This is a genomic window from Acinetobacter sp. CY81 (assembly GCF_059515925.1).
Map to the genome: position 1 here is coordinate 65,342 of NZ_JCAKNC010000013.1, position 26,748 is coordinate 92,089.

The window sequence follows — 26,748 nt, forward strand, 5'->3', positions numbered from 1 at the left end:
ATTCGGTCAACTGTTGGTTAAGCTATAGGAAAGCATTATTATTCTAACAAAATAATTAAGATTTATTTGCACTCGGGGTATTTATGGATATTACAGAACTACTTGCTTTCTCTGTTAAAAATGGCGCGTCTGACTTACATTTATCTGCCGGCATGCCGCCAATGATTCGTGTAGATGGTGAAGTTCGTCGTATCAACCTACCAGCGTTAGAACATAAAGATGTACACCGCTTGGTGTATGACATCATGAACGATAAACAACGCCGTGATTTTGAAGAAAAGCTCGAAACAGACTTTTCATTTGAAGTGCCAGCTGTTGCTCGTTTTCGTGTCAACGCATTTAACCAAAACCGCGGTGCAGGTGCAGTATTCCGTACCATTCCTTCGAAAGTTCTATCCATGGACGATCTGGGCATGGGACAAATTTTTAAAGATATTTGTGAATATCCACGCGGTATCGTACTGGTTACAGGTCCAACAGGTTCTGGTAAATCGACGACCCTTGCAGCGATGATGGACTACATTAACGAAAACCGTTATGACCACATTTTGACTGTGGAAGATCCGATTGAATTTGTACACCAATCTAAGAAGTGCTTGATTAACCAACGTGAAGTGCATCGTGATACACATGGCTTTAACGAAGCACTACGTTCAGCACTGCGTGAAGATCCAGACATTATCTTGGTCGGTGAGATGCGTGACCTTGAGACCATTCGGTTGGCGTTGACTGCTGCGGAAACAGGTCACTTGGTATTTGGTACTCTACATACCACTTCTGCTGCTAAAACTATTGACCGTGTGATTGACGTATTCCCTGCAGAAGAAAAAGACATGGTTCGTGCGATGTTGTCTGAATCACTGCAAGCGGTAATTTCTCAGACACTCTTGAAAAAGAATGGTGGTGGTCGTGTTGCCGCTCACGAAATCATGATTGGTATTCCTGCAATTCGTAACTTGATTCGTGAAAACAAAGTCGCACAAATGTATTCTGCGATTCAAACCGGTGCAAACTACGGTATGACCACACTTGATCAAAGCTTGAAAACTTTGGTTGCTAAAGGCGTGATTAGCCCTCAAATTGCACGTACAGCAGCAAAACAGCCTGAATCTTTCCTATAACAGAACAATAAAATAGGAAATGACAATATGGATTTTAACGATTTATTAGACTTGATGATTACACACAAGGCATCCGATTTATTCGTCACTGCCGATGTTGAACCATCAATGAAAATCAATGGTGAAATCATTCCTGTGGTAAAAACCAAACTTAACGGTGAAATTATCGGTCAATTGATTCATTCAATCATGACCGATAAACAGCGTAAAGAGTTTGCTGAAACCCGTGAATGTAACTTTGCTATTACCAATAAAGATAAAACAGCGCGCTTTCGTGTCAGTGCATTTCAACAACGTGATTTGCCAGGTATGGTACTTCGTCGTATTGAAACGAAAATTCCAACCACTGAAGAACTGAAACTCCCTCCTATTTTAAAAGATCTTGCCATGACCAAACGTGGCATTATTTTATTGGTGGGGGCGACAGGAACAGGTAAATCTACCTCGCTTGCTTCGTTGATCGGTCATCGAAATCGAAATTCCAAAGGTCATATCATTACCATTGAAGACCCAATTGAATTTGTGCATCAACACGAAGGTTGCATTATTACTCAGCGTGAAGTCGGTATTGATACCGAAAGCTATGAAATCGCACTTAAAAATACGCTACGTCAAGCGCCTGATGTGATTCTAATTGGTGAGATTCGATCTCGTGAAACTATGAATTATGCGATTGCATTTGCTGAAACGGGTCACTTGGTTTTTGCGACACTACATGCTAACAATGCCAACCAAGCCATTGATCGAATTATTCACTTCTTTGAAGCAGATCGACACAATCAACTGTTTATGGACTTATCGCTCAATTTAAGAGCCGTAGTTGCACAGCAACTCGTTCCTACACTTGATGGACAATCTCGTCGTGCCGCAATTGAAATCTTAATTAACTCACCTTTAATTTCGGATTTAATTCGCAAAGGTGAAGTCAATGAAATCAAAGATTTGATGAAGCGATCTCGTGAATTAGGCATGCAAACTTTTGACCAAGCCTTATTTGATTTATATAAAGAACGTCAAATTAGCTATAAAGATGCATTGAAATACGCTGATTCAGAAAATGATTTGCGTCTACAAATCAAACTCTCTGAAGACGGTGCTGATCAATTACTAGGTTCTGCATCAAAATTAACCTTTGATGGACAGTAAGTGACGATAAGTCGTTTTAAAGTAAATTAGTTACAAAAAAAGAGCTCTTAAGAGCTCTTTTTTATTCATTCATGACATGAATTATTTTTTACGATACGCTTCCTGACATTCAGGAGCATCACAATAACCGTATAAATTGAGTGAATGACCCGTCAAAGTGAAGCCCATTTTTTCGGCCACTTGATGTTGTTCATGCTCAATTACATCATTGGTGAACTCAACCACTTTATTGCAGTTATAGCAAACCAAATGGTCATGATGATCATCCTGCATAATCTCAAATACAGAGTGATTATTTTCAAAATGATGGCGCTGAATAATACCCGCTGCCTCAAACTGAGTTAACACGCGGTATACAGTCGCTAAACCGACATCTTCGCCTTGTTCGAGTAAGGTCTTATAAATGTCTTCAGCACTCAAGTGATGCTGTCTAGAATTTTCCAATAATTCCAAAATCTTGATTCGTGGAAGGGTAACTTTAAGTCCAGCTTTGCGTAAATCTTGATTGGAAATAGGCATATAAAAAGGTCTCTCAACAAATTTTAAGTTGGAATATGCAACAGAGTTTAGATGCAGTATGATCTATCCTTGGATCAATTGCATCATAATTAATTTGGGATAGTGTAGCAAAATGCAAAAAATCATGCTGGCGTTATTCGTCACTTCTTTACTGGGTGGTTGTTCTGTCTTCGGTGTATACAAAGTAGATATTCCTCAAGGGACACCATTAACCCAAGCCCAAGCATCACAAATACAAGTCGGGATGACTCATCAACAAGTACGCTTTTTACTCGGCAGTCCAACTGTAACTGATCCGATGAATCCATTACGTTGGGATTACCTATACAACTATATCCCAGGCACCTATGCTAAAAAAGCCAAGATCCCTGCTGTTCAAGGTCAACACCTTAAAGTGTTCTTTGACCAAAATGGTGTGGTAAATAAGATTGAAGGTTTGGAAACAATTCCAGAATCTCAACCAGGTTTACCTGCATCTAAAGAAGCAATTCTCAATGCTCCACCACTATAGTAACTTTTAAATAAAAGAAAACCCCTCATTGAGGGGTTTTTAAAATCACTTCGATAGTTTAAAGCGATTACCACGGCAATATAAGCCCACAGGGTTTTCCGCTGCACGCTTTCGACGTTTGTCTTTCGGGTTTACGGTTAAAGCTCTATAAATTTCAACACGATCACCGATTTCAAGTATTTGTGTCAAATCATTAACTTTCACACCAAAAATACCGCATTCAATTTTTTCAGGCAAAGTCGTTAAATTTTTAATTTGACTCTTCTCAATTGCATCAGCAACTGTCATGCCTTCAACAAAATCTACAGCAATATGAAATTGTTGATCAACACTGGCAAATGCAACCCAAACTTTTTGCTGCATCTTTAAATGTTGATTCGATGTATTGTGTTGATCATTTTGCATATTCAACATCAAACCAATTGCCCAATATATGAAATAATCGCCAATACAATACTGAGTGGCAAAACAATACGCACTGCAATCCGCCAAATATTATAGAAAATCTCATTACTGAAATTTAGAGCTTTACGCAGATGACTAATTTTCATAATCCAACCCACAAAGATTGAATAAATTAAACAAATCACCAAGCCCCATAACATCAGTGCAATGGTTAATACATTAGCGATGAATGGAATCGCCCAAACGGCAAGAGCAGCAATCAAAATCACAAATTGAATGATACGGGCAATATTACGCTGAGCAAGCTGTTCTTTCGCCATCTGGATCAAAATCGCAGAAGCCATTACTGTCGCAAACAAAATACTATAAGCAGGAAGTGCTGCACTTATAGCAAAATAACCAAAAGCCACTACCGCAATAAGTTGTGCAATCCAAATTGGTAAACTTTGCTGAGTCGCGGCTTCATCTTTAGTGTTGTTCACGCTATAAGATTGCCAATATAAACCCAAGCCCAATCCGCTTGCCACTAAAGCCAAAATCGTGGCATTCCCCCACTCTTTAAACTCAATCGGCGTCATTTGCCATGCTGTGACGTGTGAGCCCATCATATTTGACAGCACCACCGATGCAATCACACCCAATGCGGTTAATACCACTAAAATCATCCGTGGTACAAATGACAATACAAAAGCAAGTACAGCGCCAGCAATAAATACTAAATCAGCACTCAAACCCAATTGGACTTGGTTGGCTACAAGCTGACTTAAGTTATGAATCAACCCACCCGCCAAAAATGGAATAAATACAACTGATAGCCATCCGACAATGCGCCATCTCTGCGAAGCATCCGCATCACGTGTCAAACCTGAAAGTGCATTTAAAGCTGAGGTCTTAGAACGCTTAGCTAGCCCAATTTCCAAGTAAATGACCGGTAATGCCAAAAGAAACATCGTGCCTAACCACAAGGCCCAAAAATCTATTTGGCGATCAATTTGTAAACCAAGGCTTGGCGCTAACCCAACAATAATAATAAATGATAAACAAAATGCCATGAGCGGCGATAACCATCGCGACATAGATGTATCCTGCATGACGAGTTCCGTGAAAAAGTCTTGTGCTATTTTGCCTTTGTCCCTGATGAAAATCAAAGCATAGAATAAAAAAAGCAAACCATCTTTACAGATGATTTGCTGCGCAAGCTTTAGTTCATTTATTCTTTCTTCTTTTACTCTTCGTTATTATCTTGAAAGAGTTGGAATTAAGAGAAGAAACGAGAGAACCAATTTTTGCCTTTTTTCTTTTCATTGCTTTCAATAATACCAATCATGTTCATCTTCACAGCGCCGACATAATCAGCGTCATCGTGTTGAATATGATTAATTAACCACTTAGAAAGCACTTCATGTAACTCATTTTCAATCGAATGTCCTTCAGCAAAACGATCACGATAACTTTCAATACGCTTAATAAAAAGATCATGTACACGTTTATGTGGTACACGGTATTTATATCCAGCTTCTTCTTGTAAACTTTCTTCGAATGTAAAATGTGATTGGGTATAATCAATAATATTATTCAAAATCTGTTTAACACGTTCACGGTCCGTCGTTGAACCAATTTCATCAATTTCATTGATAAAATCTAAAATCCGTCTATGTTGATCGTCAATCACATCGATTCCAGTATTATATTCTGGTACCCATTTCATCTTCATACGATCACCTTAAAACAAGAACTGCATTAACTTTAGCCCTATCTTATAGTGGAAAATATGAAATAAAAATGAACCTGATTAGTCGGGATTCACCTTTTACAATATAAAATGAGTAAGTAATTGTTTTTTATTGTTAATAATTTTAATCCCAACTAAAACAGTCAATTATTTTTTAACCAAAAAATTAAATATTTTTCAATGAGTTACAAATTATTCAAAAATAAATAATGCGATTAGAATCACATAAACTGCTTTAATATTGATCTGCTTTGGTGATTCTTTTTAAGCTTGGATCTTTTGCTTCACGCGTTAAACGATCAATCACCGTTTGGGCATATTTGATTGCTCGACCATGTTGAAATAAGATCATTTCTCCGGGTTGATACGCTTGCCAAACCTCATTATCCGTCAAGGGTTCAGTGGTGATCACAGCAACACGGTCTTCGGGTGTCGTGACATGACTAAAATCCACTTCCACATCTAAATCGATTAAACGTGCCTGCTTAAATGGATACTCACGAACAATCCAATGTAGTTTAGTCACAGCATAACTAAACAAAGCCTGTCCATTTGAAAGACAGAAATTAAATGTGCCATGCTCTGCAATTTGAGGAGAAATTCGTTCTAAAACGGCAAAAATCTCATCCAGACTTGGTTCGATGAAGCCAAACTCTGCAACCAGTTGATCCAATAAATAACAAAAAGCTCGCTCACTATCAGTATTACCAACTGGTGTAAATTTACCTGTAAGCTTTGGATCAAAATCATGTAAATCGCCGTTATGAGCAAAAATCCATTGTCTGCCCCACAACTCACGTATGAATGGATGTGAGTTCTCTAAAGTAATTTTACCTTGAGTTGCTTTACGAATATGCGCGATGACATTACGTGATTTAATCGGATAATTACGAATCAGTTCTGCAATGGGAGATTCTACTGCTGACTGATTGTCTACAAATAAACGGCATGCTTTATCTTCAAAAAAAGCGATACCAAATCCATCAGAATGATCAGACGTCACCCCTGCACGCTGAGAAAAACCACGGAATGAAAATGTAATATCCGTAGGTGTTGCACAATTCATTCCAAGTAGTTGGCACATAATTCATCAAGAACTTTTAGTTATATTGATTATTGTGCAACAGAGCGTAAACGCATGCAAATATGAATACCTTAAATGCACCCAAAAAGGTGAAATTAAAACCAAATGTGCTGAATCCAATCACGTTTAGAAATATCAAAACCATAAAAAAGCCACACATGGTGGCTTTTTACATCACTTTTCACATCAAAGCATAATTCACGTTAATGTGACTCAACGAATCTATTATTTAGCTGTTTTAGCACGATTGGTAATCAGTGTGCCGACACCATGATCGGTGAAAATTTCCAATAAAGTCGCATGTGGAACGCGTCCATCGACGATATGAGCACTGATCACACCACCTTTCACCGCATCGAGCGCACAACCCACCTTAGGAATCATACCACCGTAGATCACACCTGTTTCAATCAAGCGATCTACTTCTTGCGTGCTCAGCCCTGTGAGTAGATTTTTGTTTTCATCTAACACACCGCTGATATTGGTCAGAAGAATCAATTTTTCAGCACCTAGTGCTTCAGCAACTTTACCTGCCACCAAGTCTGCATTGATATTATAGGTATTACCCTCTTCATCCACACCCAACGGCGCGATCACAGGAATAAAATCACTTTGCGTGAACATTTCCAAAACGTCAGTTTTAACACCAACTACTTCACCGACTAAACCGAGATCGATCTGCTTAACAGAACCATCTTCAGCTACTTTTTCCATCAACAGTTTTTGTGCACGAAGTAAGTTACCGTCTTTACCCGTTAAACCAATTGCACGACCACCATGTTGATTAATCAGATTCACGATCGATTTATTGACACTACCACCCAAAACCATTTCCACAACTTCCATCGTTGCAGGATCGGTCACGCGCATACCATCAATACGGTCAGACTCACGCCCTAGTTGCTTCAAGAAAGAATCTACTTGTGGTCCACCACCGTGAACAACGATTGGATTCAGACCAACGGTTTTCAGTAAAACGATATCCCGAGCAAATGAACTTTCCAATGCAGGATCAGTCATTGCATTGCCGCCATACTTTACAACGAGGGTTTTACCTGTAAATCGTTGAATATATGGCAAAGCTTCAGTCAAAATTTGAGCTTTGTCGATGCCAGTCTGTTGTTGTGGCATTCGCCTCTCCTCTGTATTCCTAAAATGTATTGCTAATACTATTTAGCATTTGAAATGTCTTGGGCGATTTTAGGATATTCATCTCCTAACATCGAGATAAATTTTTGACGAATTTCCCCTAAACCTATTTCACAGTCAGCATCAAAACGTACAGTGAAGAAATCCCCTGTATTAGAAGCCCGCATGATGCCAAAACTATTTTCAAAATCCAATCTCACCCCATCAATGTTTTGGACTTGAGCACCAAATTGATCACTGCGCTGAGCAACCAAATCTAGAACTTTTTTTGGATCTACACCATGCGTGTGTATATAGGTATCTTCCGTGCCATATCGTGCAGGGTATTGCTCAAAAACCTGAGATAAGGTTTTGTTCTTTTGCTGACTTAAATATTCCATTAATCGCAAGGCTGCATATAGGCCATCATCATAGCCATAACCGCGACCATCATTAAATACATAATGTCCTGCGTACTCACCACCAAATACCGCCTTACCGCGCGTCTCTGAGATGTATTTACGCATAAAGCTACTGCCCGTACGTATCATGGTCGCTTGACCACCTAATTTCTCAATCGTATTCCTGACCATGGTTGAACACTTCACATCAAACACGATTTCATGTTGCGGATGTGCTTGTAAACACAACTGTGCAAAGAAGGAAAGTAACCGATCTGGACTAATAATTTGAGCATGCTCATCCAAAATAACCACACGATCACCATCACCATCTAACGCTATGCCTAGATCTGCTTGATGCAATACAATTTTTTCCTGGAGTTGCTTCAAATGCTTTTCTAAAGATGGATCTGGTGAGTGATCAGGAAAATTTCCATCGTGTTGACATCGTATTGAAATCACCTCACAACCCATCTTTTGTAAAACAAAGTCCGCACAACGTCCTGCTGATCCATGCATTCCATCTAAAACAACTTTTAATGGTCTGAGTAATTGAACATCATTTAAAAGTGCGCGTTGATAACTTAAACAGAATTCAGATTTAATTTGATGTGAATCATCTTCAGCTATTTCAGCCTGATTATTTTTATAAAATTCAATTTCAGCAAAATCTCCAACGGCTTGAATCATTTCAGGCGTAGGCGGCTCAGCATTTAGAATCCATTTAATACCATTATCATCTTTTGGGTTATGGCTTGCGGTCACCATTATGCCATTACCACCGACTTCACGAGCAGCAAAGTACATTTGTGGCGTAGAACAACAGCCAATCTCAATCACGTTTATTTTGTTTGCTTGAAATACGGATTTTAAAATTTGGGCATAAATTGGACTAGTCAATCGCGCATCGTACCCCAGTACAAGCGTATCTTGACCATACTCGATAAACTGTTTTGCTAAGCCACTTGCAATTGCATTCACGACATGAGCGTTTAGAAAACTCACCTTACCTCGAATATCGTATGCTCTAAAAGTTTGCCTAGGAAATAATTGATGTTGTGTATTCATAGGGTATTAATTAAATCATTCTTGTGATTTAAAATCATAGTTTTTTAAAATTTAAAATGTGAATTAGATAATAATGCGCGCAAAATCTATTAACCACTATAAATAATTTATGACATTTTTATAAGTCTTTTGTTTCTGATTATTATGATTTAAAAAGAAAACCCGATAAATCGAGTTTTCTTAATTTTAAATATTAATTTTTCAAGTACTTATTATTGTTGACCAGTATGACCAAAACCACCAGCACCGCGCTCAGTTGCTTCAAACTCATTCACTAAGTCGAATTCAGCTTGAATTACAGGGACAAGTACATATTGAGCAAGACGCTCGCCTGGCTCTAAAGTAAAAGTAGTTTGGCTACGATTCCAGACAGAAACCATCAACTCACCTTGATAATCAGAATCGATTAAACCAACCAAATTACCTAATACAATGCCATGCTTATGACCTAAACCAGAGCGCGGTAAAATTAAACCTGCATATTGCGGGTCTTGGATATAAATCGCCATCCCTGTTTTAACCAAAACAGTTTGACCTGGTTCAATTTGGATCGCTTCTTCCACACAAGCACGTAAATCCAAACCCGCAGAACCTGTTGTTGCATACGTTGGTAAAGGCCATTCTTGACCCAAACGTTGATCTAAAACTTTAACTTGAACTTTCATTCGGAATCCTATTGTCTAAAATAAATTGACGCTTTAATCATTCTTACAATGATCATTAACGCTTTAATAATGCTTTTAAATTTTGCAAATACTGTTGTGCTTGAAGTTTAGGGTCGACATTTTCTGCCAGTTTTTTCTTACGTCCTAACCAATCCACTTCATCTTGAGGCAACTCATCTAAGAAACGACTCGGCGTCATTTGCTTCATTTGACCGCCATTTTTACGCTGTTCTGCTAAGGTTAAAGTAAGTCCTTGTTTTGCACGTGTGATGCCTACGTACATTAAACGGCGCTCTTCTTCGATAGTTTCAGCAGCGATGGAATTTTTATGCGGCAATAGTTCTTCTTCAAGCCCCATAATATAAACAAATGGGAACTCCAAACCTTTAGAAGCATGCAGAGTCAGCAAATTAACCTTATCTAGATCTTCGTCCTCTTGCTGTTGTTCGAGCATATCGAGTAGCACCATTTTACGGATCACACTTTCGATATTCTTTTCATCAACATCTTCGGCACGATTAATCAAACTTTGAATACTGCTATAGAGCACTTCAATATTATCGAGTTTGGTTTTCTCTTGCGCAGGTGTTGCAGCAGATTCTTTCACATAATCGATATAGCCCGCCTCCATCATCATCTGACGAATTTTAGGCACAGGTTCATCATCGTCTAAAAGTTCACGCGTGAAATTATTGATAAACTCTGCGAATTCAGCCAATTGAGACGTTGCCTTCTTCGGCATCACCATTGTAAGACGCTGATCGCTCGCTGCGGCTAATAACGAGAGGTTATTCTCTTGTGCAAATAGACCTAACTTTTCAAGCGTCACAGGACCAATTGCACGTTTAGGCGTGTTAATAATGCGTAAAAAAGCACTATCATCTTCAGGGTTAATAATGATTCGTAAATAACTCATCACATCTTTAATTTCAGCACGACCAAAGAATGACTGACCACCCGATAATTTATAGGGTATTTGCATTTGGCGTAATTGTGTTTCTAATACACGTGCCTGAAAGTTACCACGGTAAAGCACCGCATAGTCCTTCCAGCTTTTACCATTCATGAGCTTATGTGTCAGTAAGTCTTTAACAACACGTTCCGCTTCATCATCATCATTACGACAAGTAATAATTCGGATTACTTCACCATGCCCTTTATCACTCCACAACTTCTTATCAAAAATGTGCGGATTATTTTCAATCACATGGTTTGCCGCTTTTAAAATACGACTGGTTGAACGGTAATTTTGCTCCAGTTTAATGACTTTTAAGTTAGGAAAATCCTCTTTAAGAAGCGCCATATTTTCAGGCTTTGCTCCACGCCAAGCATAGATGGATTGGTCATCATCACCTACAGCGGTGAATTGTCCCATCACACCCACAAGAAGTTTCACTAACATATATTGTGCTGTATTGGTATCTTGATACTCATCGACCAAAAGATAACGAACACGGTTTTGCCATTTATCACGAACTTCAGCATTTTCTTGTAAAAGACGTGTTGGCATCACAATCAAATCATCAAAATCAACTGCGTTATAAGCACGTAAATTTCGCTCATACAATTGATATAAATGAGCAAACTGAACATCTTCCTGCGTTTCACAAGTGTTATGTGCTTGTTCAGGCAAAATCAGATCATTTTTCCAATCTGAAATCATTTTCATTGCTTTGGCAATCAGCTCTTTACTTTCAGCACCCGATAAGTTGTCACGATGCATCAGATCCATCAAAATCCGTTTACAGTCATCGGCATCTAAAATAGAAAAGTTATTTTTGAGTGGTGTATGTTTAAGTTCTAAACGAAGTAAGTTCAAACCAAATGTATGGAATGTCGAAACGGATAAGCCTTTCCCATCCTCTTTACCCAACAGCTTACTAACACGCTCTTTCATCTCGCGGGCAGCTTTATTGGTAAATGTCATCGCGGTGATACGATGTGCAGGAATACGACACTGCTTCACAAGGAACGCAATTTTTTGCGTAATTACGGAGGTTTTACCTGAACCAGCACCAGCAAGTACTAACAAGGGTCCTTGAGTGTATTTCATGGCTTCAAGTTGCTTGTCGTTCAAATGACTTGCAGCTGACATAGTTAATCCTCTCTTCTTTCAGCGCTCGATTATAGTCATCTGACACGCAGTTGCCTAACGATTTGAAAAAATTATCAGTCAACTTTAACGTCAGCCAATAAAAAACCACCCGAGGGTGGTTTTTTATTTCAATCAATATATCTGAAGCAATATCTCTAAAGATTACTTAGTTTGATATACAGAAATTTCTACACGACGGTTTTGTTCACGACCTGAAGCAGTTGAGTTATCCGCTACAGGAGAAGTTGAACCATAACCACGTGCAGTAATACGGCTAGATGAAATACCTTGAGCTGATAAGTAGTTCTTCACAGAATTTGCACGGTTCTGAGACAATGGATTGTTTACAGCATCAGAACCCGTATTGTCTGTATGACCATGAACAACGATTGCCAATTGGTTTGCTGTACCATCTTCACGAAGTACTTTAGCTACATCGTTCAACGCACCTTGGAATTGACCTTGGATTGTAGAAGAGTTCGTAGCAAATGTTACGCTTGGCATAACCATGTTGATTGAACCATCTGGATTACGGTTTACATCAACACCTGTACCTTGTAATTCTTCACGAAGGCGCTTTTCTTTACGGTCAAGTAAAGCACCTGCGCCCGCACCAACTACAGCACCAATTGCTGCTGCTTGACCCATTTTATCTTTATCAGCATTTGAGTAAGCAATACCAGCACCCAATAAAGCACCGATACCAGTACCGATTGCCGCTTTATCGTATTCCATATTTTGACAACCAGTAAGTGCCATCGCCCCGACTACAGTTGAGATTACTAGTGCACGCATGATGTGCCTCCTCGTTGTGTTTTTTTGTATAAGTAGAAATATTTCACGGTCTAACTATAACCGCTATTATTTGCCTAATAATAAACAGATTAAAGTGTATTTGTAATATTTAGTTTTATCTTTTGTAAAGTTACCCACATAATTTATACATAGTTGCTAAATGTTGCTTTTTCGGCAATCAATCAGTCATTATAGATCTTTCTTCTAGATACTTTATCCATGTAATTTAGGACTATTCAATGGACGCTGAAGCACAAAAACAACCTCTTCTAAAAAAAATTTCCAAAGGTTTAGCAGTTGGCTCTGCAATGTCAGCCAGTACATTCACGCTTGGTCCTGCCATTTTGACGTTAGGACTAACCAAGCTGGTTAAAAAATCGAAAAAGATAGATGAAACCAATATTCAAATTGCGAATAATTGGATTGGTGTTAATAACTGGCTGATTGAACATGTATTGCCTGAACTGACATGGCATATCAGTATTGATGACTCAATTGAAATTTCAATGCAAGGTCGGTATTTGATGACCTGTAATCATCAAAGCTGGGTAGATACAACCGTTAACCAATATTTTGGTTTAACCCGTATGCCTTTAACGCGTTTTTTCACAAAATGGGAACTGATCTTCATTCCATTTGTTGGGCAAGCTTTTAAAATTCTAGGCTTCCCCATGATGAAACGTCATACCAAAGAGCAAATTGCAAAGAATCCAGAATTAAAATTTCGTGATCTTGAAGAAGCACGTAAATCATGTGAACAACTCTTGAGTCAGCCTTTCACTTTATTAAATTATTTAGAAGGCACTCGATTCACACCTGAAAAACACGCCAAACAAAACTCTCCTTATAGAAATTTATTAAAACCCAAAGCTGGCGGATTAGCCTTAGCCTTAAGTATTCTAGAAAATGAAATTGATGCCTTGGTTGATATGACTATTGTTTATCCTGATGGTGTGCCTGATTATGGCGACTTTTGGCTGGGTGGCGTTTCTCAAATTGCAGTAAATCTACGTAAAATTGAGATTCCAGATTGGGTACGAGGTGGCAATTATGAAGATGATGCTGAATATCGTGAACGCTTCCAAAAATGGGTAGATCAACTTTGGGCTGAAAAGGATCAATTGATCAGTGAGCTCAAACAAAAATTTAGTACATAGTCTGCGATAAGGTTTCAATTTTTTTCATTTGATCAAAATTGACCTTATAATTCACTTTGATGTTTAAACTGTTAAAGATACTGCTATGAATGTAAGGAAAAATAAGAAAAAAACAGGATTTGATGCCATTCCACACGATACGCTGACGTGGAAACTCTATATAGCATACGATATTTTTATGATGGTTCTTATTGTCATCAATATTATCTGTATCAGTGCCAATGCTTTTTTAATGAGTAATTTTGGCGCTTGGGTATTCGAGCAAATTCAACTCACACAAGTATTGCAATATTACAAAGCTGAACTGAATCCTTGGGTCATTAAAACTGAGAGCTGGTTCATTACGTTCTTGATTGCTGAATTAGGGATTCGATGGTTCATCGCAATTGTACAAAAACACCATAAACGTTGGTTCTTTTTCCCATTTATACATTGGTACGAAATTGTTGCGATTCACCCCTACTTCCGTTTTCTGAGATTAATTCGTGCAGGTATCATCGCCTACCGCCTCCATGAATTGGGCTATAAAGTCGTGCCGAACAGCATGCTCAGACAGTTAAACTTCTACTATCAAGTGGTTATGGAAGAACTTTCGGATCGCGTTGTAATAACGGTCATCGATAGTGTTAAAACAGAATTAGATACCAGCTCAACGCATAAAAAAATTATTCATGATCTCGTCGATCATCATCGTCAAATGTTTGCCACTACGTTGACTCAAGTATTACAAGAAACTTTGGCTGTTGAGTTAAAGTCTCAACAAAAAACCATCTCAGACAGTGTGGGTCAAGTGGTGATTAAAGCAATTGAAGATACGCCTGAATTAACACAACTTTTGCGACTTATTCCAATTGTTGGCGGACGAATTGAGCAACAAATCCATAGTATTGGACAGCATTTGGGTGAAAATATTACCCAAGGTCTGATTCAGCCTTTTATTGATGGGACAACTACAAAGCCAAATACACACTATCAACTCATTGCTGAAAAAGTCAGTCAAATGAATATTGAAAATCATGCACTTGAACAATTAGTTGAATCTGTAGTGTATGAAAGTTTAGAATCACTGAGAAAACAAGTTGCAGTAAAACAATGGCAAATTCAACTTGAAAAAAATGATCAACTCAAAGAATAGCCAATTCATTGAAATTATTTGTATCTTCGCTAGTGAATTCATCTAAATTGATCTAGCATTTGCAAAATTTAATTGTTTTAACTTCGACGGAACAATACGAAGGATTTAAGGAAAAATTATGGCTGATATTCGGATTACCGGCAGAATGGTTAATTTCACCCGAATAACCTTTGACACCAATGATCACAAAGTTATCCGCCAACAGCTCACTGATATGATGAGCGAAACCTCTTATCAAGGTGCGCTTGTTATTTTGGATACTACCGTAGAACAAGAGCTTATTGCCTTAATTCAACTTCTTGTTAGCCTTGATTTACAACCTATGGCTGTAGTGGATGGCTTAATGGGTGATGAAGCACGCTCTATTCAGTTCCCTGTATTGGCTGCTGATCGTCCATTACAGCGAATTAAAGCAACCAAAGAACAAGTGGTTGAATCAAAAGTAGAAGACACAACCCAACAATCTGCTTCAACTACTCAACAAGCACCTGTAAAAACAGCCAAACATATTACTTCATATCACAATGAAGTGTTGCGTACAGGTCAATGTTTGGTTCAAGACCATGGCGATATCATCTCTAGCGCAGGGATCAACAGTGGTTCAGAAGTAATTGCTTCAGGAAATATACATATTTATGGTAGTGTCCGTGGTAGAGTCATCGCCGGCGCAGGTGGTAACCATGCAGCACGTATATTTTGCCATTCTTTAGAAGCAGAATTGGTTTCAATTGCAGGAACATATTGTGTTGCAGATGACATTCCAGCGCATGTAGCTAAAAAACCCGTACATATCTATTTAAATGACAGTCAAGAGCTGGTATTTGAACCTTTAGAATTTTAATGTATAAATAAACACCTAATAACCTCATTATTAAATGAGGAGTAAACCATAACAGGAGTGGATTCGGTGGCGAAAATTGTTGTCGTTACATCAGGTAAAGGTGGCGTAGGAAAAACAACTACGAGCGCATCTTTTGCAACAGGCTTAGCCCTACGTGGCCACAAAACTGTTGTTATCGATTTTGACGTAGGCTTACGTAACCTTGATTTGATCATGGGTTGCGAACGTCGCGTTGTTTATGATTTTGTGAATGTGTTGAATAACGAAGCCCGCCTTCAGCAAGCACTTATTCGTGATAAAGAAATTGAAAATCTTTATATTTTACCTGCGTCACAAACTCGTGACAAAGATGCCTTAACAGACGAAGGCGTTGCTCGCGTGATGGATGAGCTTTCACAAGAGTTTGATTACATTATCTGTGACTCACCTGCTGGAATCGAGCGCGGTGCAATTCTAGCAATGTACCATGCAGATGAAGCGATCATCGTGACCAACCCTGAAATTTCTTCAGTCCGTGACTCAGATCGTATTATTGGTATGCTCGATAGCAAAACCAAAAAAGTTGAAAACAACGAAGGACGTATTCGTAAGCACTTGTGTATCACACGCTTCAATCCAGAACGTGCAGATAAACAAGAAATGTTAACAATTGATGATATTTCAAAAGATATTTTACGTGTGCCAACTTTAGGTGTTATTCCTGAATGTGAAGTTGTCCTTCAAGCGTCTAATGAAGGTAAACCTGTGATTCTATTCACGGACACTGAAGCAGGTCAGGCTTATGATGACTTAGTTGCTCGTTTTCTCGGTGAAGATCGCCCTTACCGTCATATTACGGTGAAGCCTAAGGGTTGGTTAGCACGACTATTTGGAGCGTAATTATGGCTGGATTTTGGAGTAAGCTATTTAACGGCGATGACAAACCATCAAGCGCTCAAACAGCGAAAGACCGTTTGAAAGTAATCGTTGCCTCAGAACAAGGTTTGGGTAAACGCTTGAGCCAAGAAAAAATTGACCAAATGAAAAAAGAAATTATGCAAGTGGTCAATCGCTATGTTCGTGGTGTAGATGAACAACACATTCAAATGTCTGTTCGTTCTGAAGCGAATTTAGAAATGTTAGAAATGAATATCAATTTGCCTGAAGAACGTTAATCTGATTATTGATTAGTCAAGCAAATTGAATCAAGGCAAAATATGAGATCGGATCAGCGAAGTATTACTTCGCCCAGTCGCAAGACGAGAAGTTATACTTCGAGTGGACTGGAATAGCAAACAGCTGTTTTACCCAAATGTAGGATAAGAAGTTAAGCTTCGAATCCGCTAGGTTAAGCAACTACGTTTGAATATCCGCCATATTTTGCCTTTTTATTTATCAGTATTTACGAGGAGATTGCCATGGCATTATCTCAACCAGCGACGTTCAATGAAGAATGGTCAGATGAGCGTGTATTTGCCTATTTAACTCAGCTTCCTCCTGAAGGAGTAAATGCTGATTTTCACGTGCTATACCATGCATTCAAACACATGCGTCCATTTGACTATGAACGCTTATTGACTCAGTTTGTTGCTGACGGTCGTGATGTCAATGCAACAAGCCCCGAAGGTCAGCGCATCCACGATGTGATCGCAACTTTCCCACGTCAGAAAGATGGATTCTTAGAAGTTTTGGCTAAATTTGCTTAAGCCTTCTTCTTTGATTCATAAAAAAACCTGCTTACGCAGGTTTTTTTATAATAAGTGTCTATCAGCAATCTAAACGAGAATTTCACGCTTGCCGTTTGCACCCATCGCACTCACGATACCGTTCTCTTCCATTTGATCGATAATTCGAGCTGCTCGGTTATAACCCAAACTAAACTTACGCTGTAAAGATGAGGTTGAAGCTTTACGGGTTTCTAAAACAAATGAAACACATTGATCATATAAAGCATCACGATCTGAACCGCCATCTCCATCTTCAAATCCACGCGACGTTGGCTCTTCATCATAAGGCGTTAGAATTTCATCCACATAATTAGGAGAACCACGTTCACGCCATGCGTCACAGATACGGTTCACTTCATCATCTGAAATAAACGCACCATGTACACGTTCAGGCTCAATCTTACCTGGCCCCAAAAATAGCATATCACCATGGCCAAGTAGATCTTCTGCACCACCCGCATCTAAGATGGTACGAGAGTCAATCTTACTGTTTACACGCAATGCAACACGTGTTGGGATATTGGCTTTAATCAAGCCTGTAATCACATCTACTGACGGACGTTGCGTTGCAAGTAATAAATGAATCCCCGCTGCACGAGACTTCTGTGCCAAACGTGTAATCATTTCTTCAGCTTTCTTACCAACCTGCATGATCATGTCAGCAAATTCATCGGCAACAATAACAATCGAAGGTAATGGCTCTAAACGAGGTGCTCGCTCGCCCACAACGGAATCACTTGCCTTCCATGTCGGATCAATCAGATCTTCACCATTAGCAATTGCTTCCTCAACCTTGCGGTTATAGTCAGACAACTTACGAATTTTTAAGAAAGACATGAGCTTATAGCGACGTTCCATCTCATTTACACACCAATTCAATGCATTCACAGCATCTTTCATATCTGTAACAACTGGCGTTAACAAATGCGGAATATCATTATAGTTTGCTAATTCAAGCTGTTTAGGATCAATCAGAATTAAGCGCAATTGATCAGGCGTGTATTTCAATAAAGTCGATAAAATCATCGCATTTACTGCCACGGACTTACCTGAACCTGTCGTTCCTGCCACCAACATATGGGGTGCTTTCGCAAGATCAGTTAATACTGGATTACCTGAAATATCCTTACCCATCGCCATTGAAATTAAGCCATTCGGATCACGATATGCAGGTGTTTCGAGCAACTCAATTAAACGAACCATTTCACGTGTCGAGTTAGGAACTTCAATGCCGATATACGGCTTTCCAGGAATCACTTCAACGACACGAACAGAGGCCATTGACATTGAACGTGCCAAATCACGAGAGATGTTAGTTACTTTCGATGCTTTAACACCTGGTGCTAAATCCAATTCAAAACGTGTTACCACTGGACCTGGCTGAGCTTCGATCACTTTAGCTTTAACATTAAACTCTTGTAGTTTAATTTCTAACAATTCAGATAAACGTGCCAGTTGCTCTTCAGTGAAATTGACTTTCTTATTTGGATCTACTTTATCAAGAATCTCTAAACCCGGAAGTGTAGGCAGATCTTTACGTCTTTGTGCAACTTGCATCGACCGAGACATTGGGCGCCCAAATGCATCTGTGAGCGGTGCATCCAGATCAAAATCATCATTGAGTTTGCTTTCTTCCTCAACCTTACCCGTTGTCTCTTGCCATGCTTCTCTAAAAGCATCTTTATCTGAAGCAACACGTCGTTTTTCTTCTTCAGAGACAATTGGAGATTTTGGCAATTCGGTTTGAATCGAGGCACGAACTAAAGGTGTCGATTGAGCATAACTACTTAGCCTAGATTCAGCCAAAGGATTAGGTTTAGCAATAGAAGTATTTTCAACTCGATTCGATACAGGTTGATTTTCAAAATGATCATGCTCAAAAGATTGTGCATCACGACGGTCAGCATCATATTTTGAAAACTCATCATCTGCGAGAAGTGCCAAATCATCAAGTTCAGCAGCTAAGCTTTCTGTTCGAGCATTTGAACTAGCCAATGGAGCAGAAGCTGCTTGGGCAATTCCGTGCCCTACTACAGTCAAAGGAATTTGATTTGTTTCTTCAAACGTCATCGCATCATTTTTAGATACAGCATTATCTACGCGAGTTTCATCTGTGTTAAATGGCGTATGAATCCCTTGAGGCTCATTCGGCACGACCGCCAAAAGCTCATCAAAAACTTGATCATCATTCCAATCTAAATGATCTTTACGCTCACTTGTATGACCTGTATTGGTAGATTGAGTCGCAGATGATGCACCATGTGCCGTAAAAGGTTTAGGCTCTAAATCATCTTCAGCAGCTCTGAGCAATTCATCAATATCGCGTTTGTGATCATTTTGCTGATGCAATGCTTTCCATACTTCACCTGTGGGTACTACACGTTGCGTGTCTTGCTCTAAACGATGTGCCTTTTCCAATGTCTTTTCGAACTCAGCCTCATCTTCAGGGTCAACCATCTGTTGAGCCAGCTGTTCTTTGTACAACACATCTTGAAATAATCGTTCAGCAACTTGCTCACTACGTTTATCTTTTACAGGTGTAGAAGCAACTGTTTCATTGAGCTCTTGTTGCAAATCTTCTTGCTCATGAATATTTTCAACTGGCTTTTTATGAACTGCATGCGGTGCTTTAGGACTGGTCAAATCATAAGCTGATTCGGTATCAGGGACATTTTTATAAAATAAATCTTGTAAGTATGCAGGTGTAGCTTTTAACGTTGCCCAAGTGCGATTCCATTGAATCCCAAATGCCAATGTAAACAACACTAAGGTCAGAGCAACAAGAAAAATAACTGCACCATAAATGGTTAATAAATTTTTAAGACTCTCCCCCAACTCATAACCAATAATACCACCTGAAGCATTGGTCAAAGTATCTGCGGGTACATTCCAAAATAAGTACGCCATACTTGCTGTCGTCAGCAAGATGAAGAACTGTGCAGCATAACGAAATGGAGGGTTTAGAAAACTACGTGGCCACCATACCTGAATGGCTTCAATAAATAAGTAGATTGGGATCAATAAACTTGCCCAACCCAAAAAACCAAACAATAAATCTGCAATCCAAGCCCCTGCCACACCACTCGCATTTGAAACGTGCTGTGTATCACTTGAAAGATGCATCCATCCTGGATCAAAAGGTGTATACGTGACTGTTGCTAAAAACAGGTAAATACCAAATGAAATCAAGAAGAATGTTAAAATTAAGCGCTGTGCATATACACTTGACACCGCAGTCATAGATTGTCCTGTAGAAGCTTATTCATTAATTTTTAATGTTTGATTGAATCGTTTTCTTCATAGAAGAAAACTTTATATTATGCACTTCTTATTAAAAAAAAGATGCAACATTGTTACAGTTACTTGTTAACTTCACTATAGCTCAACACTATATAGCTCAATTCGATTTAGATGATCAATATAATCCACATCTAATCGACACATCTTTCACAAACTTTCACGTATAATTTGATCAAAATCGATATTTAGCATGATATAAGGAAGACTCGCATGAGCGCTCGTCACTCACGTTTAATCATTTTAGGTTCTGGCCCTGCTGGTTATAGCGCTGCTGTTTATGCTGCACGTGCTAACTTACAACCAACACTCATCGCAGGTATGCAGTTGGGTGGTCAATTAACTACAACGACTGAAGTAGACAACTGGCCGGGGGATCCTGAAGGCTTAACAGGCCCTGCATTGATGGAGCGTATGCAAGCACATGCTGAACGTTTTGGTACTGAATTGGTTTATGATCACATCAATGAAGTTGACTTGAATGTACGCCCATTTGTATTAAAAGGCGACATGGAAGAATACACCTGTGATGCGCTCATTCTTGCAACAGGTGCAACTGCACAATATCTTGGTTTAGAGTCTGAAGCGGCTTATATGGGTCAAGGTGTAAGTGCTTGTGCAACTTGTGATGGTTTCTTCTACAAAAACCAAAAAGTCATGGTTGTTGGTGGTGGTAACACAGCTGTAGAGGAAGCGTTATATCTTTCGAATATCGCCTCTCATGTAACACTCGTTCATCGTCGTGACAAATTACGCTCTGAAAAAATCCTTCAAGACCATCTTTTCGCAAAAGAAAAAGAAGGCAAAATCAGCATCATCTGGAATCATGAAGTTGAAGAAGTTCTGGGTAACTCTGAATCAGGTGTTACAAGTGTACGTCTTAAATCGACTGTTGATACAACTCAACAAGATGTTGATGTGACTGGTTTATTTGTTGCTATTGGTCATAAACCAAATACGTCAATGTTTGAAGGTCAACTTGAACTACGTGATGGTTATATCCAAGTTCAAAGTGGCACTCAAGGCAATGCGACAGCGACATCTGTAGTAGGCGTTTTTGCTGCAGGTGATGTTGCAGACAATATCTACCGTCAAGCAATCACATCAGCAGGTTCAGGCTGTATGGCTGCACTTGATGCGGAAAAGTATTTAGATAATTAATCTTTAACTCTAATAAGCTGAAAATAAAACCACCTTCGGGTGGTTTTATTTTATTTAGACATTTTTATTAAGAACCCTACCGCATTTTAAAACCACACCATTTTGCAAATGTTCTGGCAAATTCTTAACACATCGCCTGAATGTATTTCGGTGAAGTTCTATTCTTTCTAAATATTCATAATTAAGGTTTAATTCATTCAATATTTTTTTGTTAGATTTACTATTTGTATGACATTACCAGCTTCAGAATTCATATTTCCCGACCCAATTGAATCAGATCCAGATGAACAAGGTCTTATCTGTATAGGTGCAGATCTTTCTCCCTCAACCCTATATGAAGCCTATACACATGGATTATTCCCGTGGTTCTCGGAAGGTGAACCGATTTGTTGGTGGTGCCCAGAGCCAAGATGCATCATTCGCCCAAGTGATTATCAACCCAGTAAATCTTTAATCCGAACTATGAAAAAGTTAGATTATAAAATCACTTTTAATCAAAACTTTGAACAAGTCATTCGATCTTGCTCACTCCCTCGTAGCTATGCTGATGAGACTTGGATCAGTGAAGATATTATCCAAGGTTACTGCCGACTGTTCAAAGCTGGCTTTGCTTATAGTGTAGAAGTCTGGAATAAAGATGACACATTAGTCGGTGGACTTTATGGGGTCAGTATAGGCAAAGGGTGCTTTGGCGAATCCATGTTTAGCACCGAAACAGACGTGTCAAAAATGGCATTTTACAGCCTCATGCTCTTTGCTCAAGAAAATCAATTACCGTGGATAGACTGCCAATTGGTGAATGATCATTTACTGAGTTTAGGTGCCAGTACAATTTCTCGCCAAGACTACTTAATATCGTTACAAGATGTAATAAAAGCCCCTTCACTCGATTGGCAAAAATATCAAGACAGTGTATTTTCAAGTAAAACAATAGCAACTTCACAGTGCTTGATGAATCAATAGAACATACGAAAAGCATTGGATAAATAAATAGGAGGGACGATCAACATGAATTCATATCAACCAAAGTCCCAACTGAATGATCTACAGTACTACATCACCCCACCCCATGATTGTAGTTACTTAGCGGGAAAATCTGCCAGAATGGTTTTCCTCGATCCTGCACATAAAATTGAAGTTGTGACACTTTCTGAACTATCACGTGTTGGTTTTAGACGCAGTGGGGACTTTGTTTATCGTCCAGAATGTCACTTATGTCGACAGTGTCTTTCAAGTCGAGTGCCTGTAAATTCCTTTGTCATGAACAGCCAACAAAAGAAAGCATGGAAGCGTAATCAAGATCTTGAAGTTCGTATCAGCCTTCCTAAAGATGCCACAGACATCCATTATCAACTGTATGAGCGTTACATTATTGAGCGTCATGCAGATGGCGATATGTACCCACCCAGCTATGATCAGTTTGAAAAATTCCTCATCCATAGCTGTAGTAATAGTTTTTTCTTAGAACTTTGGAAAGATAACCAACTGATAAGCGTTTCAACTTGTGACATTTTAGATGATGGCATCTCAGCGGTTTATACCTTCTTTGATCCCAATGAAAATCGTCGCTCACTCGGTGTTTTCGCCATTCTGAAGCAAATCGAATACGTCCAATCTAAATTACAGAGCTACTTATATTTAGGCTATTGGGTTCCCCACTCTGAAAAAATGAACTACAAATCACAGTATTCACCTTTTGAAGTGCTTTTGGATGGGCAATGGCGATTGATTAATCGCAAGTTGAGCGCTGAAGAGATCAAACATCTTGGACAAATGCTGATGACCACCCTACCATCTGAGTGGGAAAGCTTTATTGTGAAATAATGTTCAATCCGTCATTAGCTATTTTTAATACATTTACATTTTAAATAAATCTGCAAAATTATCACTGCACATCTTCACCATAATCACCGCATGTTCTTTACCACCTCCCGCTTTAGGATAGTAGTTTTTGCGGACATCAATTTGATGAAAGCCTGATTTTTGATATAGCGCAATAGCTGCAACATTACTTTCACGTACTTCTAAAAAAATTTGTACAGGATCATTTTTAAGTAATTGTAATGATTGTTCTAACAACTGATAACCCAACCCCTTTCCTTGCATGGAAGGATCTACCGCCATTAACAACAAATTAGCCTCATCAACAACAGGTTGTAAAATACAAAAACCGACTACATCACCCTGATGCTCAATCACAGTACTCGAATACGAATCTACAGATTGTTTAAATTGATTTTCTGTCCAGGGATGACTTTGAACTTTTTGTTCAATTTCTAAAACCTTTGGAACATCGACCATTTGCATATTACGAATCATATAATCAGAACTTTAAGAATTTTAAATGTAATCCGATTATAGTTTTTTAATCTCAAATGCCCAACGATTAAAATCCATAATTTCAAAGCAAAAAAAAAGGGTAACATCCGTTACCCAACTAGCACTAACCTAAAAATCAAAAATTCCTAAAATACATTCTTAGAAGCCTAATTTTGCTTTCCAAACATTCAATAAATCAACCGTATCTAAATCATTAGGGTGAAAGCCTGGCTTAAAATAAGCCAACATTTCTTTACCCATCCCAGTAATAATTCCCTTAGAAGGACTATAACCATATGTATAGATATCCCGAAGTGACTGAAGATTTAGCTTTTCATCGTCTTTTAACAAGCGCATGACAAAATAGCTTTGTACAAAGAAAAGAATAACCATCGCTAAGGCTAAACCGCCTGTACGAACAGCATATGCCTTAAGACCTTGCCCAAAGACGGCTTCGAAAACATCATAAGCAACAGCTTTATGTTCATTTTCTTCAATTGCATGCCATAACCACATCGTTTTCATGGTTTCATCAGTCATCAACTCTTGAATATGTTGATTACGAAGAAGCTCTGATGCAATCGTCGCCGTAAAATGTTCCAGTGCTGTAGTTCCGATCAAATCAATCATTTGCTGACTTACACCAAAAGGTTTACCTGCAAACGCTGCTGTCTTACGAAATGATTGAATCACTGTATCCGTATATTTTTCTAAGCGTGATACGTTATGACCGTATTTTTCAGCTGAGGCATTAAATCCAGCATGCTCATGGGTATGCATTGCTTCTTGACCAATAAACCCACTAATTTCTTTCTGTAATGCTTCATTATTTTTAACTGCTGGGTGTTGACGTACAGCACGAACACTATCAATAAAGAATTTTTCACCCGCTGGAAAAAGCGCCGACAAAGCTGTCATGAAATGTGTAAGACCTGCCGAACCATCCATCCAATATTCAGGAACTTCATTAAAATCAAATTGCATACGACGAACTGGGAATGATGCACCCGCACGATTCGAAATATTTACCTTAGCATTCATTGCTCTACTCCTATTTAGTGAACTTGCTATCACGCTATTCACTTCGAGTTTTATGATTATTGTGTCTATAGTTTTATAATACGGAGATTGTTTTTATTGTTAAACGCCGTGTAGGTCACATTATTATCAGTTAAGGACAGCCTGACTAAAATTTTGTTAGACAATCACTGTTTATAAAATCAAAAAAAACGCCTCAAAGAGGCGTTTTTTTCAAACAATTAATACTTATGCAGTTACTTTAGCAACAACACCAGCACCAACTGTACGACCACCTTCACGGATCGCAAAACGTAGACCTGGGTCCATTGCGATTGGGTGGATTAATTCTACTGACATTTCTACGTTGTCACCAGGCATAACCATTTCAACGCCATCTTGAAGAGCGATAGCGCCAGTTACGTCAGTTGTACGGAAGTAGAACTGTGGACGGTAACCGTTAAGGAATGGAGTATGACGACCACCTTCTTCTTTAGAAAGTACGTATACTTCTGCATCGAATTTAGTATGCGGTTTGATCGCACCTGGTTTAGTCAATACTTGACCACGTTGAACGTCTTCACGCTTAGTACCACGTAGAAGTACACCACAGTTCTCGCCAGCACGACCTTCGTCAAGCAATTTACGGAACATTTCAACACCAGTAACTGTAGTTACTTGTGTATCACGGATACCAACGATTTCAACTGATTCGCCTACTTTAACGATACCAGACTCAACACGGCCAGTTACTACTGTACCACGACCTGAGATAGAGAATACGTCTTCGATTGGCATAAGGAATGCTTTATCGATAGCACGCTCTGGCTCTGGAATGTAAGAGTCAAGCGCTTCAACAAGAGCAACTACAGCTGGCTCGCCGTACTGACCTTGGTCACCGTTAAGTGCAAGAAGAGCAGAACCACGGATAACTGGAGTATCATCACCTGGGAAATCATAAGTAGAAAGAAGCTCACGAACTTCCATTTCTACTAATTCAAGAAGCTCTTCGTCATCAACAAGGTCGCATTTGTTTAAGAATACAACGATGTAAGGTACACCTACCTGACGAGAAAGAAGGATGTGTTCACGAGTTTGTGGCATTGGACCATCAGTCGCAGCACATACAAGGATCGCACCATCCATCTGAGCAGCACCAGTAATCATGTTTTTAACATAATCGGCGTGACCTGGGCAGTCTACGTGTGCGTAGTGACGAATAACTGAGTCATACTCAACGTGTGAAGTATTAATTGTAATACCACGTGCTTTTTCTTCAGGTGCAGAGTCAATTGCAGCGTAGTCTTTCGCTTCGCCACCGAATTGTTTAGCACAAACAGTTGCAATCGCAGCTGTTAAAGTTGTTTTACCATGGTCGACGTGACCAATTGTGCCCACGTTAACGTGTGGCTTATTACGTTCAAACTTAGCCTTAGCCATGAGAT

The 26,748-nt window shown here is 39.1% G+C and carries 26 protein-coding genes; 12 read left to right on the forward strand and 14 right to left on the reverse strand.

All coding sequences use genetic code 11. From position 1 onward, the window contains the following. The first annotated feature begins 83 nt into the window (after positions 1-83). Together AC5YDM_RS13235 and AC5YDM_RS13240 are read left to right on the forward strand one after the other, a co-directional pair. The gene (locus AC5YDM_RS13235) at positions 84-1,121 is read left to right on the forward strand and encodes a type IV pilus twitching motility protein PilT (protein ID WP_496126407.1); all 1,038 of its coding nucleotides are present in this window, start codon (positions 84-86) and stop codon (positions 1,119-1,121) included. 27 nt (positions 1,122-1,148) lie between these two features. Continuing rightward, entirely contained in the window at positions 1,149-2,267 is a 1,119-nt protein-coding gene (locus tag AC5YDM_RS13240) for a PilT/PilU family type 4a pilus ATPase (RefSeq protein ID WP_496152553.1), read from the forward strand. A gap of 81 nt (positions 2,268-2,348) precedes the next feature. Here the strand turns inward: AC5YDM_RS13240 and fur are convergent, their stop codons facing one another. After that, positions 2,349-2,786: a ferric iron uptake transcriptional regulator gene (fur, locus tag AC5YDM_RS13245; RefSeq protein WP_496152554.1), complete on the reverse strand. Its 438-nt coding sequence runs from the start codon at positions 2,784-2,786 to the stop codon at positions 2,349-2,351. A 112-nt stretch (positions 2,787-2,898) separates the two neighbouring features. Here fur and AC5YDM_RS13250 point away from each other — a divergent pair, with 112 nt between their 5' ends. Further along, a complete protein-coding gene (locus tag AC5YDM_RS13250; protein WP_496152555.1) occupies positions 2,899-3,297 on the forward strand; it encodes an outer membrane protein assembly factor BamE in 399 nt (132 codons plus the stop codon). Between the two features lie 45 nt (positions 3,298-3,342). Here the strand turns inward: AC5YDM_RS13250 and AC5YDM_RS13255 are convergent, their stop codons facing one another. The 9 genes from AC5YDM_RS13255 to AC5YDM_RS13295 form a co-directional block, all read right to left on the reverse strand. Further along, positions 3,343-3,702, reverse strand: a complete 360-nt coding sequence (locus AC5YDM_RS13255; protein WP_496152575.1) for an RnfH family protein — start codon at positions 3,700-3,702, stop codon at positions 3,343-3,345. A gap of 8 nt (positions 3,703-3,710) precedes the next feature. Next, positions 3,711-4,793 carry a hypothetical protein gene (locus AC5YDM_RS13260; protein WP_496152556.1) on the reverse strand — a complete coding sequence of 361 codons (1,083 nt, stop codon included), beginning with the start codon at positions 4,791-4,793 and terminating at the stop codon, positions 3,711-3,713. A gap of 167 nt (positions 4,794-4,960) precedes the next feature. Next, positions 4,961-5,416 carry a bacteriohemerythrin gene (locus tag AC5YDM_RS13265; RefSeq protein WP_496152557.1) on the reverse strand — a complete coding sequence of 152 codons (456 nt, stop codon included), beginning with the start codon at positions 5,414-5,416 and terminating at the stop codon, positions 4,961-4,963. Positions 5,417-5,669: 253 nt separating this feature from the next. After that, a complete protein-coding gene (locus AC5YDM_RS13270) occupies positions 5,670-6,518 on the reverse strand; it encodes a class II glutamine amidotransferase (RefSeq protein ID WP_496152558.1) in 849 nt (282 codons plus the stop codon). 225 nt (positions 6,519-6,743) lie between these two features. Continuing rightward, positions 6,744-7,649, reverse strand: coding sequence for an acetylglutamate kinase (argB, locus tag AC5YDM_RS13275; protein WP_496152559.1), 906 nt, complete (start codon positions 7,647-7,649; stop codon positions 6,744-6,746). Between the two features lie 38 nt (positions 7,650-7,687). Next, positions 7,688-9,115 carry a phosphomannomutase/phosphoglucomutase gene (locus AC5YDM_RS13280; RefSeq protein ID WP_496152560.1) on the reverse strand — a complete coding sequence of 476 codons (1,428 nt, stop codon included), beginning with the start codon at positions 9,113-9,115 and terminating at the stop codon, positions 7,688-7,690. A gap of 212 nt (positions 9,116-9,327) precedes the next feature. Next, on the reverse strand, positions 9,328-9,780 hold the full coding sequence (dut, locus tag AC5YDM_RS13285; protein WP_496152561.1) for a dUTP diphosphatase: 453 nt from the start codon (positions 9,778-9,780) through the stop codon (positions 9,328-9,330). A 55-nt stretch (positions 9,781-9,835) separates the two neighbouring features. Next, positions 9,836-11,875 (reverse strand): UvrD-helicase domain-containing protein, encoded by a 2,040-nt coding sequence (locus AC5YDM_RS13290; protein ID WP_496152562.1) that lies wholly within the window; start codon positions 11,873-11,875, stop codon positions 9,836-9,838. A 162-nt stretch (positions 11,876-12,037) separates the two neighbouring features. After that, the gene (locus tag AC5YDM_RS13295) at positions 12,038-12,670 is read right to left on the reverse strand and encodes a YiaD family glycine zipper/OmpA-like lipoprotein (RefSeq protein ID WP_496152563.1); all 633 of its coding nucleotides are present in this window, start codon (positions 12,668-12,670) and stop codon (positions 12,038-12,040) included. A gap of 239 nt (positions 12,671-12,909) precedes the next feature. Between AC5YDM_RS13295 and yihG the strand changes: the two genes are divergently transcribed. From yihG to AC5YDM_RS13325, 6 genes are all read left to right on the forward strand, one after another. Then, positions 12,910-13,827 (forward strand): 1-acylglycerol-3-phosphate O-acyltransferase, YihG family, encoded by a 918-nt coding sequence (gene yihG / locus AC5YDM_RS13300; protein ID WP_496152564.1) that lies wholly within the window; start codon positions 12,910-12,912, stop codon positions 13,825-13,827. A gap of 85 nt (positions 13,828-13,912) precedes the next feature. Further along, positions 13,913-14,962: a preprotein translocase subunit SecA gene (locus AC5YDM_RS13305; RefSeq protein ID WP_496152565.1), complete on the forward strand. Its 1,050-nt coding sequence runs from the start codon at positions 13,913-13,915 to the stop codon at positions 14,960-14,962. 118 nt (positions 14,963-15,080) lie between these two features. Further along, the gene (gene minC / locus AC5YDM_RS13310) at positions 15,081-15,803 is read left to right on the forward strand and encodes a septum site-determining protein MinC (RefSeq protein ID WP_496152566.1); all 723 of its coding nucleotides are present in this window, start codon (positions 15,081-15,083) and stop codon (positions 15,801-15,803) included. A gap of 66 nt (positions 15,804-15,869) precedes the next feature. After that, positions 15,870-16,682, forward strand: a complete 813-nt coding sequence (minD, locus tag AC5YDM_RS13315) for a septum site-determining protein MinD (RefSeq protein ID WP_496126422.1) — start codon at positions 15,870-15,872, stop codon at positions 16,680-16,682. A 2-nt stretch (positions 16,683-16,684) separates the two neighbouring features. Then, a complete protein-coding gene (minE, locus tag AC5YDM_RS13320) occupies positions 16,685-16,957 on the forward strand; it encodes a cell division topological specificity factor MinE (protein WP_496126423.1) in 273 nt (90 codons plus the stop codon). A 243-nt stretch (positions 16,958-17,200) separates the two neighbouring features. After that, on the forward strand, positions 17,201-17,488 hold the full coding sequence (locus AC5YDM_RS13325; RefSeq protein WP_496152567.1) for a PA4642 family protein: 288 nt from the start codon (positions 17,201-17,203) through the stop codon (positions 17,486-17,488). A gap of 69 nt (positions 17,489-17,557) precedes the next feature. Here the strand turns inward: AC5YDM_RS13325 and AC5YDM_RS13330 are convergent, their stop codons facing one another. Next, the gene (locus AC5YDM_RS13330) at positions 17,558-20,749 is read right to left on the reverse strand and encodes a DNA translocase FtsK (RefSeq protein ID WP_496152568.1); all 3,192 of its coding nucleotides are present in this window, start codon (positions 20,747-20,749) and stop codon (positions 17,558-17,560) included. 270 nt (positions 20,750-21,019) lie between these two features. Here AC5YDM_RS13330 and trxB point away from each other — a divergent pair, with 270 nt between their 5' ends. The 3 genes from trxB (at position 21,020) to AC5YDM_RS13345 (ending at position 23,791) form a co-directional block, all read left to right on the forward strand. After that, the gene (gene trxB, locus AC5YDM_RS13335) at positions 21,020-21,967 is read left to right on the forward strand and encodes a thioredoxin-disulfide reductase (protein ID WP_496152569.1); all 948 of its coding nucleotides are present in this window, start codon (positions 21,020-21,022) and stop codon (positions 21,965-21,967) included. 228 nt (positions 21,968-22,195) lie between these two features. Continuing rightward, a complete protein-coding gene (gene aat, locus AC5YDM_RS13340) occupies positions 22,196-22,930 on the forward strand; it encodes a leucyl/phenylalanyl-tRNA--protein transferase (protein WP_496152570.1) in 735 nt (244 codons plus the stop codon). A 45-nt stretch (positions 22,931-22,975) separates the two neighbouring features. Beyond that, complete coding sequence (locus AC5YDM_RS13345) at positions 22,976-23,791, forward strand: arginyltransferase (RefSeq protein WP_496152571.1); 816 nt, start codon at positions 22,976-22,978, stop codon at positions 23,789-23,791. A 33-nt stretch (positions 23,792-23,824) separates the two neighbouring features. Here the strand turns inward: AC5YDM_RS13345 and rimI are convergent, their stop codons facing one another. The 3 genes from rimI to tuf form a co-directional block, all read right to left on the reverse strand. Further along, positions 23,825-24,286: a ribosomal protein S18-alanine N-acetyltransferase gene (rimI, locus tag AC5YDM_RS13350; protein ID WP_496152572.1), complete on the reverse strand. Its 462-nt coding sequence runs from the start codon at positions 24,284-24,286 to the stop codon at positions 23,825-23,827. 159 nt (positions 24,287-24,445) lie between these two features. Then, entirely contained in the window at positions 24,446-25,327 is an 882-nt protein-coding gene (locus AC5YDM_RS13355) for a metal-dependent hydrolase (RefSeq protein WP_496152573.1), read from the reverse strand. 225 nt (positions 25,328-25,552) lie between these two features. Further along, on the reverse strand, positions 25,553-26,743 hold the full coding sequence (gene tuf, locus AC5YDM_RS13360; RefSeq protein WP_496151238.1) for an elongation factor Tu: 1,191 nt from the start codon (positions 26,741-26,743) through the stop codon (positions 25,553-25,555). Between the last annotated feature and the right edge of the window lie 5 nt (positions 26,744-26,748).